This is a genomic window from Streptomyces sp. NPDC059582 (genome assembly GCF_042735715.1).
In the GTDB taxonomy this organism is placed as follows: domain Bacteria; phylum Actinomycetota; class Actinomycetes; order Streptomycetales; family Streptomycetaceae; genus Streptomyces.
Genome location: NZ_JBHWCC010000008.1, coordinates 1 through 13,824, shown reverse-complemented (window position 1 = coordinate 13,824; position 13,824 = coordinate 1). Strand labels below are relative to the sequence as shown.

The 13,824-nt window shown below is 67.8% G+C and carries 15 protein-coding genes and 2 pseudogenes; 5 read left to right on the top strand and 12 right to left on the bottom strand.

The window, feature by feature from the left end; translation table 11 throughout:
* Positions 1–5 precede the first annotated feature (5 nt).
* The 8 genes from rpsC to rpsJ are packed head-to-tail and all read right to left on the bottom strand — an operon-like array spanning position 6 to position 4,444.
* Positions 6–833 (bottom strand): 30S ribosomal protein S3, encoded by an 828-nt coding sequence (rpsC, locus tag ACFV0T_RS09740; RefSeq protein ID WP_004927271.1) that lies wholly within the window; start codon positions 831–833, stop codon positions 6–8.
* Positions 833–1,180 carry a 50S ribosomal protein L22 gene (gene rplV / locus ACFV0T_RS09735; protein ID WP_003974262.1) on the bottom strand — a complete coding sequence of 116 codons (348 nt, stop codon included), beginning with the start codon at positions 1,178–1,180 and terminating at the stop codon, positions 833–835. Before rplV ends, rpsC begins: the two co-directional genes overlap by 1 nt.
* Positions 1,181–1,222: 42 nt before the next feature.
* The gene (gene rpsS, locus ACFV0T_RS09730) at positions 1,223–1,504 is read right to left on the bottom strand and encodes a 30S ribosomal protein S19 (protein ID WP_005481224.1); all 282 of its coding nucleotides are present in this window, start codon (positions 1,502–1,504) and stop codon (positions 1,223–1,225) included.
* Positions 1,505–1,516: 12 nt separating this feature from the next.
* Positions 1,517–2,353: a 50S ribosomal protein L2 gene (rplB, locus tag ACFV0T_RS09725; protein WP_007494772.1), complete on the bottom strand. Its 837-nt coding sequence runs from the start codon at positions 2,351–2,353 to the stop codon at positions 1,517–1,519.
* A 38-nt stretch (positions 2,354–2,391) separates the two neighbouring features.
* Entirely contained in the window at positions 2,392–2,811 is a 420-nt protein-coding gene (gene rplW / locus ACFV0T_RS09720) for a 50S ribosomal protein L23 (protein ID WP_152888000.1), read from the bottom strand.
* The gene (rplD, locus tag ACFV0T_RS09715) at positions 2,811–3,464 is read right to left on the bottom strand and encodes a 50S ribosomal protein L4 (protein WP_385776346.1); all 654 of its coding nucleotides are present in this window, start codon (positions 3,462–3,464) and stop codon (positions 2,811–2,813) included. Before rplD ends, rplW begins: the two co-directional genes overlap by 1 nt.
* Positions 3,465–3,472: 8 nt before the next feature.
* Entirely contained in the window at positions 3,473–4,117 is a 645-nt protein-coding gene (rplC, locus tag ACFV0T_RS09710) for a 50S ribosomal protein L3 (RefSeq protein ID WP_007384065.1), read from the bottom strand.
* 18 nt (positions 4,118–4,135) lie between these two features.
* Positions 4,136–4,444 (bottom strand): 30S ribosomal protein S10, encoded by a 309-nt coding sequence (gene rpsJ / locus ACFV0T_RS09705; protein ID WP_003948644.1) that lies wholly within the window; start codon positions 4,442–4,444, stop codon positions 4,136–4,138.
* A 449-nt stretch (positions 4,445–4,893) separates the two neighbouring features.
* Here rpsJ and ACFV0T_RS09700 point away from each other — a divergent pair, with 449 nt between their 5' ends.
* From ACFV0T_RS09700 to ACFV0T_RS09690, 3 genes and pseudogenes are all read left to right on the top strand, one after another.
* Complete coding sequence (locus ACFV0T_RS09700; protein ID WP_385776343.1) at positions 4,894–5,598, top strand: hypothetical protein; 705 nt, start codon at positions 4,894–4,896, stop codon at positions 5,596–5,598.
* A gap of 449 nt (positions 5,599–6,047) precedes the next feature.
* Positions 6,048–6,639 (top strand): annotated as a pseudogene (locus ACFV0T_RS09695) (helix-turn-helix domain-containing protein); the annotation flags it as partial.
* Positions 6,599–7,050 (top strand): annotated as a pseudogene (locus ACFV0T_RS09690) (Uma2 family endonuclease); the annotation flags it as partial. The pseudogenes ACFV0T_RS09695 and ACFV0T_RS09690, both read left to right, overlap by 41 nt.
* 192 nt (positions 7,051–7,242) lie before the next feature.
* On the opposite strand, the gene tuf reads toward ACFV0T_RS09690, so the two are convergent.
* The 4 genes from tuf to rpsL form a co-directional block, all read right to left on the bottom strand.
* Positions 7,243–8,436: an elongation factor Tu gene (tuf, locus tag ACFV0T_RS09685; protein ID WP_385776341.1), complete on the bottom strand. Its 1,194-nt coding sequence runs from the start codon at positions 8,434–8,436 to the stop codon at positions 7,243–7,245.
* Between the two features lie 143 nt (positions 8,437–8,579).
* On the bottom strand, positions 8,580–10,706 hold the full coding sequence (gene fusA, locus ACFV0T_RS09680; RefSeq protein ID WP_385776339.1) for an elongation factor G: 2,127 nt from the start codon (positions 10,704–10,706) through the stop codon (positions 8,580–8,582).
* A gap of 39 nt (positions 10,707–10,745) precedes the next feature.
* The gene (gene rpsG / locus ACFV0T_RS09675) at positions 10,746–11,216 is read right to left on the bottom strand and encodes a 30S ribosomal protein S7 (RefSeq protein ID WP_005481264.1); all 471 of its coding nucleotides are present in this window, start codon (positions 11,214–11,216) and stop codon (positions 10,746–10,748) included.
* Between the two features lie 2 nt (positions 11,217–11,218).
* Complete coding sequence (gene rpsL, locus ACFV0T_RS09670; RefSeq protein WP_003948652.1) at positions 11,219–11,590, bottom strand: 30S ribosomal protein S12; 372 nt, start codon at positions 11,588–11,590, stop codon at positions 11,219–11,221.
* Between the two features lie 633 nt (positions 11,591–12,223).
* Between rpsL and ACFV0T_RS09665 the strand changes: the two genes are divergently transcribed.
* A complete protein-coding gene (locus ACFV0T_RS09665) occupies positions 12,224–12,979 on the top strand; it encodes a Crp/Fnr family transcriptional regulator (RefSeq protein ID WP_385776337.1) in 756 nt (251 codons plus the stop codon).
* A gap of 167 nt (positions 12,980–13,146) precedes the next feature.
* Positions 13,147–13,824: hypothetical protein (locus tag ACFV0T_RS09660; RefSeq protein ID WP_385776335.1), on the top strand; the 678-nt coding region annotated here is incomplete at its 3' end.

The window sequence follows — 13,824 nt, the reverse complement described above, 5'->3', positions numbered from 1 at the left end:
GTCGGTCAGGCCTCCGTTCCGGTGCTCTCAGCCGGAGCGGCAGCCGGAGCCTCGGCCTTGGGGGCCTCGGCAGCGGGAGCCTGCTGCGGCTTGCGACCGCGACCGCCACGCTCGCCACCGCGGCCACCACGGGCCGGGCGGTCAGCGCCGCCACGGGCCGGGCGGTTGCCGGCGCGGGCAGCAGCGTTCTCGGCGCGGACCTCGGCGATGTTCTTGACATCGCCCTTGTAGATCCAGACCTTCACGCCGATGCGGCCGAAGGTCGTCTTGGCCTCGAAGAAGCCGTAGTCCACGTTCGCGCGGAGCGTGTGCAGGGGCACACGGCCCTCGCGGTAGAACTCCGAGCGGGACATCTCGGCGCCACCGAGGCGGCCACCGCACTGGATCTTGATGCCCTTGGCGCCGGCCTTCATGGCGGACTGCATGCTCTTACGCATGGCCCGACGGAAGGAGACGCGGGAGGAGAGCTGCTCGGCGACGGCCTGGGCAACCAGCTGAGCGTCGGTCTCGGGGTTCTTGACCTCGAGGATGTTCAGCTGGACCTGCTTGCCCGTCAGCTTCTCGAGGTCACCGCGGATGCGGTCGGCCTCGGCGCCACGGCGGCCGATGACGATGCCCGGACGCGCGGTGTGGATGTCCACACGGACGCGGTCACGGGTGCGCTCGATCTCCACCTTCGAGATGCCGGCGCGCTCCATGCCGGACGTCATCATCCGACGGATGGCGACGTCTTCCTTGACGTAGTCCTTGTACAGCTTGTCGGCGTACCAACGCGACTTGAAGTCGGTCGTGACACCGAGCCGGAACCCATGCGGGTTTACCTTCTGGCCCATTACCGGGTTCCTTCCTTGCTGCTGACGACCACGGTGATGTGGCTGGTCCGCTTGCGGATCCGGTAGGCACGGCCCTGGGCACGCGGACGGAACCGCTTCAGGGTCGGACCCTCGTCGACGTACGCCTCGGAGATGAAGAGGCTGTCGGCGTCAGTGTGGTCGTAGTTGTGCGCGGCGTTGGCAATGGCGCTGTCCAGCACCTTGCCGACCGGCACGCTCGCGGCCTGCGGGGCGAAACGCAGGACCGCCTGAGCCTCCGTGGCGTCCATGCCACGGATAAGGTCCACCACCCGGCGGGCCTTCATGGGCGTGACGCGGATGTACCGCGCCTGGGCCCTGGCTTCCATGGTTGTCCTTCCAGTGTCTGTCATGGTCATTCCACCCCGCTACTAGCGGCGCTTCGACTTCCGGTCGTCCTTGACGTGACCCCGGAAGGTGCGCGTCGGCGAGAACTCGCCGAGCTTGTGGCCGACCATCGACTCGGTGACAAACACCGGAATGTGGGTCTTGCCGTTGTGCACCGCGATCGTGTGGCCCAGCATGGCCGGGATGATCATCGAGCGACGGGACCAGGTCTTGATGACGTTCTTGGTGCCGGCTTCGTTCTGTACGTCCACCTTCTTGATCAGGTGGTCGTCGACGAAGGGCCCCTTCTTGAGACTGCGCGGCATCTAAACCCGCTCCTAGCGCTTCTTGTTCGTCTTGCGGCGGCGGACGATGTACTTGTTCGAAGCCTTCTTCGGCGAACGAGTACGACCCTCCTTCTGACCCCACGGCGAGACCGGGTGACGACCACCGGAGGTCTTGCCCTCACCACCACCGTGCGGGTGGTCAACCGGGTTCATCGCCACACCGCGAACGGTCGGGCGGACGCCCAGCCAGCGCTTACGCCCGGCCTTGCCCCAGTTGATGTTGCTCTGCTCGGCGTTGCCGACCTCGCCGACCGTGGCGCGGCAGCGCTGGTCGACCAGGCGGATCTCACCGGAGGGCATGCGGAGGTGGGCCATCGAGCCCTCCTTCGCGAGCAGCTGCACCGAGGCGCCGGCGGAGCGGGCGAACTTGGCACCGCCACCGGGACGGAGCTCGATCGCGTGGATCGTGGTACCGACCGGGATGTTGCGGAGGGCCAGGTTGTTGCCCGGCTTGATGTCGGCCCCGGGACCGTTCTCGACGCGGTCACCCTGCTGCAGGTTGCGCGGGGCGAGGATGTAGCGCTTCTCGCCGTCCGCGTAGTGCAGCAGCGCGATGCGCGCGGTGCGGTTGGGGTCGTACTCGATGTGCGCGACCTTCGCCGGCACGCCGTCCTTGTCGTGACGACGGAAGTCGATCACGCGGTAGGCGCGCTTGTGTCCGCCACCCTGGTGGCGAACGGTCACACGACCGGCGTTGTTACGGCCGCCCTTGCTGTGCAGCGGGCGGACCAGCGACTTCTCCGGCGTGGACCGCGTGACCTCGACGAAGTCGGCGACGCTGGAGCCACGACGGCCCGGCGTAGTCGGCTTGTACTTGCGGATTCCCATTTCTCAGTCCTCGTCCGATATCGGACGATCCGACCCGCTTACGCGGTCGGACCGCCGAAGATGTCGATACGGTCGCCCTCGGCGAGGGTCACGATCGCGCGCTTGGTGTCCGCGCGCTTACCGAAACCACTCTTGGTGCGCTTGCGCTTGCCCTGGCGGTTGATCGTGTTGACCCCGGTGACCTTGACCGAGAAGACCGCCTGGACGGCCTCCTTGATCTGGGTCTTGTTGGAACCGGGCGCCACGACGAAGGTGTACTTGCCCTCGTCGAGCAGCGCGTAGCTCTTCTCCGAGACGACCGGCTTGAGGAGCACGTCACGGGGATCCGTGAAGGACTTGCTCAGCGGCGTCTCGACGGTGTTCTTGCCCTCGGTGGCGTGGCGCTTCGCCTTGGCGACGCGCGCGGCCTTGGCCGCCTTGGCCGCCTTCGAGGCGATGCTCGGGTGACGCGTAGCCATCAGGCCTCGCTCCCTTCGGTGTCATTGGCCTTCGGGCCGGACACGAAGGACTCGAACGCGGACTGGGTGAAGACCACGTCGTCCGAGACGAGAACGTCGTACGTGTTCAGCTGGCCCGGCTCCAGGATGTGGACCTGGGGCAGGTTGCGGGCGGACAGCCACGCGGTCTCGTCGCTGCGCTCGACGACCAGGAGCAGGTTCTTGCGCTCCGAGATCTTGCCGAACAGCGTCTTCGCGGCCTTGGTGGAGATGTCGCCCTCGACCACGCCGGTGACGACGTGGATGCGGTTGTGACGGGCCCGGTCGGTGAGGGCGTGGCGCAGGGCCGCGGCCTTCATCTTCTTCGGGGTCCGCTGCGAGTAGTCACGCGGCTGCGGGCCGTGGACGACGCCACCACCGGCGAACTGCGGCGCGCGGGTCGAACCCTGACGGGCGCGACCGGTGCCCTTCTGGCGGTACGGCTTCTTGCCGCCACCACGGACCTCACCGCGACGCTTGGTCTTGTGCGTGCCCTGACGGGCAGCGGCGTTCTGCGCGACGACGACCTGGTGGATCAGCGGGATGCTGATCTTCTCCACGCCGAAGATCTCCGCGGGGAGCTCGACGCTACCGGTCTTCTCGCCGGCAGGCGAAAGGATGTCAACAGTGCTCATCGGTTACCTCAGGCCCCCTTGGCCGCGGTGCGGACCAGGACGAGGCCGCCGTTCGGACCGGGAACCGCGCCCTTGATGAGCAGCAGACCCTTCTCCGCGTCAACGGCGTGGACGGTCAGGTTCTGGGTGGTGACCCGCTCGTTGCCCATGCGACCCGCCATGCGGAGGCCCTTGAACACGCGGCCCGGGGTGGCGCAGCCACCGATGGAACCGGGGGAGCGGTGCTTGCGCTGGGTGCCGTGTCCGGCGCCGAGGCCCTTGAAGTTGTGACGCTTCATGACACCGGCGAAGCCCTTGCCCTTACTCTTGCCGGTCACGTCGACCTTGATGCCGGCCTCGAACACCTCGGCGGTGATCTCCTGGCCGAGGGTGTACTCGCTGGCGTCAGCGGTACGGATCTCGACGAGGTGGCGGCGGGGAGTGACGTCGGCCTTGGCGAAGTGGCCCTTGAGGGGCTTGTTCACCTTGCGCGGGTCGATCTCGCCGAAGGCGATCTGGACCGACTCGTAGCCGTCGGCGTCGTTCGTACGGACCTGGGTGACGACGTTGGGGCCGGCCTTGACGACGGTGACCGGAACAACGCGGTTGTTCTCGTCCCACACCTGCGTCATGCCGAGCTTCTCGCCCAGGATGCCCTTGATCTGCTTAGCCATTCTTCAGATCACCGGCCTTCAGAGCTTGATCTCGATGTCGACACCGGCCGGGAGGTCGAGTCGCATCAGAGAGTCAACGGTCTTCGGAGTCGGGTCGAGAATGTCGATCAGGCGCTTGTGCGTGCGCATCTCGAAGTGCTCGCGCGAGTCCTTGTACTTGTGCGGCGACTTGATGACGCAGTACACGTTCTTCTCGGTGGGGAGCGGCACCGGGCCCGCGACCGACGCACCAGTCCTGGTCACCGTCTCGACGATCTTCTTCGCCGAGGAGTCGATGACCTCGTGGTCGTAGGCCTTGAGCCGGATGCGGATCTTCTGTCCCGCCATGGCTACTCAGTAGTCCTGTCTCTTCGTACGCTCTGGAACCCGGTATTCCGTGCACTTCCTCCGACCCACGCGGTCGGGCGTGTCGCGTTCCCACTCACACAGATGTCCCACTTGAGACATCCCTTGCTGGGGAACACGGCCCTTTCGGAACCGCAGGTCGGGGGCCGATAGGCCCACCGGGTGCCTGGCCGGTGCTGCACTGACACTTCCCGGAAGATTCCCGTACGTCCGTCCCAGCGCTGCCCAGGGGCAGTTAGGACGACGAGTACTGTGGGACTCGCTTCCGGTCCTCCCGGCGGGAGGCGCGCAGCATCAACACTCGACCGAGCAACTCCGACAGTCTGCCATATGGGGCAGGGCCTCCGCCAATCGAGCCGGAGACAATACCCCCGGAGTGACGTAGGTCAAACCCGGGGAAGCCCCGATCCGCGTGCGTCAGGATGATCGACGTGAGACAGCGGATGAATCTGGACGAGGCCGCGGCGCGGCTGGAGGTCCGCCGGCCGCGCTGGCTGGCCGCCGGACTCCGGGTGTCCCCGGCCCTGTGGACGCCCGACCGCGCGCACCTGGCCGTACGGGTCACCGCGCCCGGCTGGCAGGTGGAGCTCACCGTCGAGGCGCATCAAGGCGGTTGGGCGTACGTCCACTTCGCCTCGGCGACGGGCACGCTCCAGGAAGCTCGCCGGGTCGGCTCACCGGCCGCGTGGGACGCACTGCTCGACGACTCCGTGGCGCGGGCGTCCCGTCTTCGGATGCGGCCCGCGAAGCTTCTGGCGGGCACCTGCACGACCGGCTGGCTGGACTGGGTCCACGGCGAACTGTGGCTGCTGCCCGACGCCCTGGTCCGCGTGCGGAGCGGGCTGCTGGGGTCCGTCGTGAACTCCACCGGCGGCTCCGGGGTCACGCCGCGGGCCCCGTACCGGGTCATGGGCTACGACCCCGAGGCCATCCGCGCGGCGCACCGTACCAACAAGGTGATCCCGCTCGCCGAGATCGAGCGTGCCCGTCTGCACGGTGGCGTCACCACGTCCGGCATGACGCTGACGATGGCCGACGGCACACACCACAAGCTCCTGTGGCTGTCCAGCGAACCGGCCCGGCGACTGCTGCGGGACCGGCTTCTGCCGACGCTCGGGCCCCGGCTCGCACACTGATCGGGCCCGCCCGTACCCAGTGGCCTCCCCGCGAGGCTCCGTGCGGCGGTCACCGGAACCCGGGCGCCCGTATCACGGCGCGAGGGGCGCTCTCCTCCAAGCACCACGAGGCGAAAAGACCCTGGCCGAGCCCCACCCCTCCCGCCCGCCGCGGGCACTCACTCCCCCGAGTGAACATCACCAACTCGGCTGGATCCAGAACCCGTTGTCTGCCTTACGCTCAGCGCGACCCAGCACAGCCTCAGACATGCGACGGCCCCCGCCGGGACTGGCATCCCGATGCGAGGGCCTGACCGCCGAGGAAGTAACGGAGCTTCCCGACGGATACGCAGCACCCTAGCGCGCCCCGGCGGGCCCAGTCCCGCACTGCGGGCAAGAACCACCCGGACCGACGGCACCCGCACTCCGGCGTCGTCCACGACAACGCCCGCCACACCACACGCTTCACGGTGATCGGCAACCACCTCGCCCAGCACCCGGAGCTGTCGCTGCTCGCGATCGGGCTGGCCGTCCACATCCAGTCCCTCCCGGCCGGCGCCCGCGTCGACATCAAGACGCTCACCGCCCGCCTCCCCAAGGGCTCCGCCCGCATCGCCGCCGCCCTGCGCGAACTCGAAGCCCACGGCTACCTGCGCCGCACCCGCGAACGCGTCCCCGACGGCCGCAACGTCACCCGCACGGTCTCCTGCAACCGGCCAGGACACCGCCACGAGCCCGCGAACCCCGGGACGCCCGCCCGACGGGCCGCCCAGGACGGCCGCCCACCCCGCAGGAAGCTCCCCGCGGTCCCCCAGCCCGCCTGCTCCTCCCCCCACCCTTCTCCAGACGGCCGCAGATCTCCTCGCGAGCCTCCGCCGTCACGACCCCCGGCTCCTGCTCTCGGCCACCGACGCGGAGCACCTCGCTCCGGGTGTCGCCGCCTGGCTGGAAAGGGAGTTCACCCCCACCGCCGTACGCCACGCCCTGACCGCGGACCTCCCCCAGGACCCGCTGCGCCGCCGGAGGACCGCACGAGGTCACGGCAGCACACATCAGCCGCCGGCTGGAGAAGTCATGCCGGACGAGCTGCTGGCCCACACCGGCACCCCCGACGTCGAGGACGAGCCCGCGGGCATCATGCGCCACCCTGACGTCATGGTGATCGCCTGGACCGATCTGGACACCGAATCCTCGATCGATCCACGCAGCCTCATCGCCGCCATCGAAGTGGTGTCCCGCTCCAATCCCGGCAACGACTGGGTCGGGAAGATACGCGACTACCCCCTGATCGGCATCCCCGTCTACGCCGTCTTCGACCCCCGCAGCGGCACGGGCGCCGTCCTCACCGACATCCACTCCACTCCCGACGGACCCCGTTACGCCACCCGCAAGGACTTCGTCTACGGCGAGGACGTCACCATCGCCGACTGGACGATCTCGACGGCGAACCTGCCCCTCTACCCGAGCGCCTGAGGCGACCACGGAACGCCGGCCGGCCCAGCCGGCGGCCGGTGGAGGAGCCCTGCGACAACGGGCCCGCACTTCCTGGGCCCGGCCCCACAGTGCCCCCGCGCCGCGGCACAGCGAAAGGGCCCGTACGACCGAAGTCGTACGGGCCCTTTCTGGAGCTCAGCTCAGGCTGGAGCTACCGGGTCAGGCTCAAGATCACTTCGTGATCTTGATGACCTGGCCGGCGCCGACCGTCCGGCCACCCTCACGGATGGCGAACTTCAGGCCCTCTTCCATGGCGATGGGCTGGATGAGCTCCACCTTCATCTCGGTGTTGTCACCCGGCATCACCATCTCGGTGCCCTCGGGGAGGGTCACAACGCCCGTCACGTCCGTCGTACGGAAGTAGAACTGCGGACGGTAGTTGTTGAAGAACGGCGTGTGACGGCCACCCTCGTCCTTGGACAGGATGTACGCCTGCGCCTCGAACTCGGTGTGCGGGGTGACCGAGCCCGGCTTGATGATGACCTGGCCGCGCTCGACGTCCTCGCGCTTGATGCCGCGGAGCAGCAGACCGACGTTCTCACCGGCCTGGCCCTCGTCGAGCAGCTTGCGGAACATCTCGATACCGGTGACCGTGGTGGTGGTCTTCTCGGTCTTGATGCCGATGATGTCGACGGTCTCGTTGACCTTCAGGACACCACGCTCGATACGGCCGGTGACGACCGTACCGCGACCGGTGATCGTGAAGACGTCCTCGATGGGCATGAGGAACGGCTTGTCGACGTCGCGCTCCGGCTCCGGGATGGCGGAGTCGACGGCGTCCATGAGGTCCAGAACGGTCTGGCCCCACTCGGCGTCGCCCTCGAGCGCCTTGAGCGCCGAGACCTTGACGACCGGAAGGTCGTCGCCCGGGAACTCGTACTCGGAGAGGAGCTCACGGACCTCGAGCTCGACGAGCTCCAGGATCTCCTCGTCGTCCACCATGTCGGCCTTGTTCAGGGCGACAACGATGTACGGCACGCCGACCTGGCGGGCCAGGAGCACGTGCTCCTTGGTCTGCGGCATCGGGCCGTCGGTGGCGGCGACCACGAGGATCGCGCCGTCCATCTGCGCGGCACCGGTGATCATGTTCTTGATGTAGTCCGCGTGACCCGGGCAGTCGACGTGGGCGTAGTGACGCGCCTCCGTCTGGTACTCGACGTGCGCGATGGAGATGGTGATACCGCGCTGACGCTCCTCAGGAGCCTTGTCGATCTGGTCGAAGGCCGAGGCCTCGTTCAGGTCCGGGTACTTGTCGTGCAGCACCTTGGTAATGGCGGCCGTGAGGGTCGTCTTACCGTGGTCGATGTGACCGATGGTGCCGATGTTGACGTGCGGCTTAGTCCGCTCGAACTTCGCCTTCGCCACTGGGGTCCTCCTACGGAGTGGTTCTGTACGCCTTACTCATCGGCGCCAGGTGATCTTTGCTGGGGTGCCGCCCGCCGGGGTTTTCCCTTACCGGTCGAACCCCGGCGGTCGGTGTCAAGCCTAAAGCGTGTGAACGAAGTGCGTTACTCGCCCTTGGCCTTCGCGATGATCTCCTCGGCGACGTTCCGCGGAACCTCGGCGTAGGAGTCGAACTGCATCGAGTAGCTTGCGCGACCCGAGGTCTTGCTGCGGAGGTCGCCGACGTAGCCGAACATCTCCGAGAGCGGCACCAGACCCTTGACGATCCGGGCGCCCATACGCTCCTCCATGGCCTGGATCTGACCACGGCGGGAGTTGATGTCGCCGATGACCTCACCCATGTAGTCCTCGGGCGTGGTGACCTCGACGGCCATCATCGGCTCGAGCAGCACGGGGCTGGCCTTGCGCGCGGCCTCCTTGAAGGCCTGCGAACCGGCGATCTTGAACGCGAGTTCGGAGGAGTCGACCTCGTGGTAGCCACCGTCGAGAAGAATGACGCGGACGCCCGTCATCTCGTAGCCGGCCAGGATGCCGAACTGCATGGCTTCCTGCGCACCGGCGTCGACCGAAGGGATGTACTCCTTCGGGATGCGGCCACCGGTGACCTTGTTCACGAACTCGTACGAGGCGTCGCCGCCCTCGATCGGCTCGATCGCGATCTGCACCTTGGCGAACTGACCGGTACCACCGGTCTGCTTCTTGTGGGTGTAGTCAAGACGCTCGACGGCCTTACGGATCGTCTCGCGGTACGCGACCTGCGGCTTGCCGACGTTGGCCTCGACCTTGAACTCACGGCGCATACGGTCGACCAGCACCTCGAGGTGCAGTTCGCCCATACCACCGATGATGGTCTGACCGGTCTCCTCGTCCGAGTGAACCTGGAAGGAGGGGTCCTCCTCCGCGAGACGCTGGATGGCGACACCCAGCTTCTCCTGGTCACCCTTGGACTTGGGCTCGATGGCGACCTGGATGACCGGCGCCGGGAAGTCCATGGACTCCAGGATGACCGGGTTCTTGTCGTCGCTCAGCGTCTCACCGGTGGTGGTCTGCTTGAGGCCCATCACGGCGACGATGTCGCCGGCGCCCACCGACTCGATCTCCTCACGCTTGTTCGCGTGCATGCGGTAGATCTTGCCGATGCGCTCCTTCTTGCCCTTGACCGAGTTCAGCACCGCGGTGCCGGACTCCAGGCGACCGGAGTAGATCCGGACGAACGTGAGCTTGCCCAGGTGCGGGTCGCTCATGATCTTGAAGGCGAGCGCGGACAGCGGCTCGTCGTCCGACGGCTTGCGCTTGACGACGACCTCGGGGTCCTTGACGTCGTGACCCTCGATGGCCTCGACGTCGAGCGGGGTCGGCAGGTAGCGCACGACCGCGTCGAGCAGGGGCTGGACGCCCTTGTTCTTGAACGCGGTGCCACAGAACACCGGGGTGACCGTGACGTCGTTGGACTTGCCGGACGCGATGGTGACGCGACGGATCGCGGCGTACAGCTGCTCCTCGGTGGGCTCCTGGCCCTCCAGGAACAGCTCCATGATCTCGTCGTCGTGCTCCGCGACGGTCTCGACCAGCTTGCCGCGGTACTCCTCGGCGGCCTCGGCGTGCGTGGCGGGGATGTCGACGACGTCGTACATCTCGCCCTTCGCCGCCTCGGCGGACCACACGAGCGCCTTCATGCGGACCAGGTCCACAACGCCCTTGAAGTCCATCTCGGCACCGATCGGCAGCTGCATGATGATCGGAACGGCGCCGAGCCGGTCCTTGATCATGTCGACGCAGCGGTGGAACTCGGCACCGGTGCGGTCCAGCTTGTTCACGAAGCAGATGCGCGGCACACCGTAACGGTCGGCCTGACGCCACACCGTCTCGGACTGCGGCTCGACACCGGCGACACCGTCGAACACCGTGACGGCACCGTCGAGGACGCGCAGCGAACGCTCCACCTCGACGGTGAAGTCGACGTGCCCCGGGGTGTCGATGATGTTGATCGTGTAGTCGTTGTCCTCGAGCGGCCAGTGACAGGTGGTGGCAGCAGAGGTGATCGTGATGCCACGCTCCTGCTCCTGCTCCATCCAGTCCATGGTGGCGGCGCCGTCGTGGACCTCACCGATCTTGTAGCTGACGCCGGTGTAGAAGAGGATCCGCTCGGTGGTGGTCGTCTTGCCCGCGTCGATGTGGGCCATGATCCCGATGTTGCGGACCTTGGCCAGGTCAAGTGAAGTGGTAGCCATAAGGCTTCAGTCTTCTCTCGGTCTCGATGGGGTCTGCGACTACCAGCGGTAGTGCGCGAAGGCCTTGTTGGACTCGGCCATCTTGTGGGTGTCCTCGCGCTTCTTCACAGCGGCACCGAGGCCGTTGGACGCGTCGAGAAGTTCGTTGAGCAGGCGCTCGGTCATGGTCTTCTCGCGACGGGCGCGCGAGTAACCGACGAGCCAGCGCAGCGCGAGGGTGTTGGCGCGACCGGGCTTGACCTCGATCGGAACCTGGTAGGTCGCGCCACCGACACGGCGGGACTTGACCTCAAGGGTGGGCTTGATGTTCTCCAGCGCGCGCTTCAGCGTGATGACCGGGTCGTTGCTGGTCTTCTCGCGCAGGCCCTCCATGGCGCCGTACACGATGCGCTCGGCGGTGGAGCGCTTGCCGTTCAGCAGCACCTTGTTGATCAGCGACGTGACAAGAGGAGAACCGTAGACCGGGTCGATGATGACCGGGCGCTTCGGGGCGGGGCCCTTACGAGGCATTCTTACTTCTCCTTCTTGGCGCCGTAGCGGCTGCGGGCCTGCTTGCGGTTCTTGACGCCCTGGGTGTCCAGGGAACCACGGATGATCTTGTAGCGAACACCCGGCAGGTCCTTCACACGGCCGCCGCGCACGAGCACGATGGAGTGCTCCTGCAGGTTGTGTCCCTCACCCGGAATGTAAGCAGTGACCTCGATACCGCTGGTCAGACGCACACGCGCGACCTTACGCAGGGCCGAGTTCGGCTTCTTCGGGGTGGTCGTGAACACACGCGTGCAGACGCCACGACGCTGGGGCGAACCCTCGAGTGCGGGCGTCTTGTTCTTCTCGACCTTGTCCTGCCGGCCCTTCCGGACCAGCTGCTGGATCGTAGGCACTACTTCTCCGGTTTCTGTGTGCCGAATGGTGAAGCTAACCTGGAACATTCGCCGACCCACGCGGTCGGGTGTGTCGAATCCCGCAGACCTTCGCCGTAAGGCGGAGAGAGCGCAGATTGCGGTGGCCGGTCCAGGACCCCGCGTGCGGTTCAAGGCACGCACGAGGGCCAGGGCACACCCCAGGCACAAGGTCCGAGGGTACCTACCTCATTCGCTGCGGTCAAAACAAATGGGTAGGGCCGGTCGACCCACAGCGAACAAGACGAAGCCGCGACCCCTCCGCGATCTTCGAATCCGCGGTTTCCACCCGCACCGCGACCCGAACGCCCCCATAACGCCCCTTGGTGTCGCCGAAGTGGCCGCCTGACACACCAGGCGGCGAATCTCAGGTTACCGGGGCGTCAAATTCTGGCCATGCGAGCCGACGGCGGACAGCCGGCCTGCGCCGCGATCGCCGTCCGACGGACGGGCGGGACACCGCCGAACGGGCCGGTTCAAGGCTTCTGGAGCACCGGCGGGCCGATCATTTCCAGAGATCTCTTCCATCATTGGCCGATTTGCGCCCTTTCACGCTCCGCGATCTTGCGCTTTCAGTACGTTGATCGATCCGCTGCGGGGAATCGGGGGATGGGCATGACAATCAGGACGACCGTGTACTCACCGGACGACGGCGGCCTGGACGACCGGGTCCCGTTCCTGGCCCGGCTGGAGAGCGAGGACCGCTCGGCGCTGCTGGCCCTGGGCCGCTCGCTGGACTTCACGCCCCGCATGGTCCTGGTCCGCCAGCACGAACCCTCCTCGCACGTGCTCTTCCTCGCCCACGGCTGGACCAAGGTCACCGCCTCGGCCGCCAACGGCTACGAGGCCCTGCTGGCCCTGCGCGGCCCCGGCGACATCGTCGGCGAGTCGGCGGCGCTGACCGGACGCCCGCGGTCGGCGACGGTGACCGCGCTGGAGCCTGTCCGGGCGGTGGCGGTGGAGCGCGACCGTTTCAAGGACTTCCTCAACCGCTCCCCCGCGGTCTCCTTCGCCCTGCTCGGGCTGACCGCGGACCGCACCCGCGCGGCCGACCGGCGCCGCCTGGAGTTCGCGTCGATGAGCGTGCGGGAGCGCTTCGCCATCCTGCTCCTGGACCTGGCCCGCACCCACGGCCGCCGCACCCCGCAAGGCATCGAACTGGCCGTACCGCTCAGCAAGCAGGAGTTGGCGGGCTCGGTCGGGGCGTCCCGGGAGATGGTGCAACGCCTGCTGCGGGAGCTGCGCGACAAGGAGGCCGTCGCCACGGGCCGCCGCACCATGCTGATCATGCGGCCGGACATCCTGCGCCGCATAGCCGCCACAGGCCCGGCGACGGGGATCCCGTCGCCGCCGGGGCCTACGGAGGACTGAGCGGGCCGCCGTCCTCCATCACGCGCGCCGCCGTCCTCCACCGCGCACCCCAGGGGCCCTTCTGTGCACACGGTCACACTCCGAGTGCGTCATACGCCCTCACCGCCGAGGCCGCCTCACCACCACGCTGCTGCTCTGCACGCGCACACCCCCCTCGAGAGGCGACCATGACCGACCCCGTGAGCCGCACGATCCTGTTGCTGGACATCGAGAGGTTCAGCGACCGGGACGACGTGGAGCAGGCCTATCTGCGGCGCATGCTCTACGACATCGCCGACCGCACGCTGGAGCGCGCGGGCATCGACGAGACCCGCCGGCTGCGGGCCGATCGCGGGGACTCGGTGATGGAGCTGATCGACGCGGGCGCCCCGGTCACGGCACTGCTGCGGGCCCTGCTCACGGAAGTCCCGGCGCAGCTGCGGACGGTCAACCGGATGGCGTCGAGCTCCGCGCAGATCCGGCTGCGCGGTGTCCTCGCCACCGGGTTCGTCGCCGTGGACAGGCACGACGGCTGGGTCGGCTCCGACCTCAACCACGCCTGCCGGCTGCTGGACGCGGACGTACTGCGGGCCGCCCTGCGCGAGCGCCGCGCCGACTTCGCCCTGTGCGTCTCGGACGCGCTGCACGCCGGGGTCGTACGCCACGACCATCCCGGCATCCCGGCCGCCGACTTCCACCCGGTGACGGTGGCGAGCAAGAACGGCCCGCTGAAGGCGTGGCTGCACGGACCGGTGCCCGAGGGGGCGGCCGGCAAGGACCACGGTGACACGGGGGCGGGGGAGGCGCCGGGCGGTTCGGGGGACCGCCCCGCGCCCCGCCGCCCCCCCCCCGCCGCCCGCCCCCCC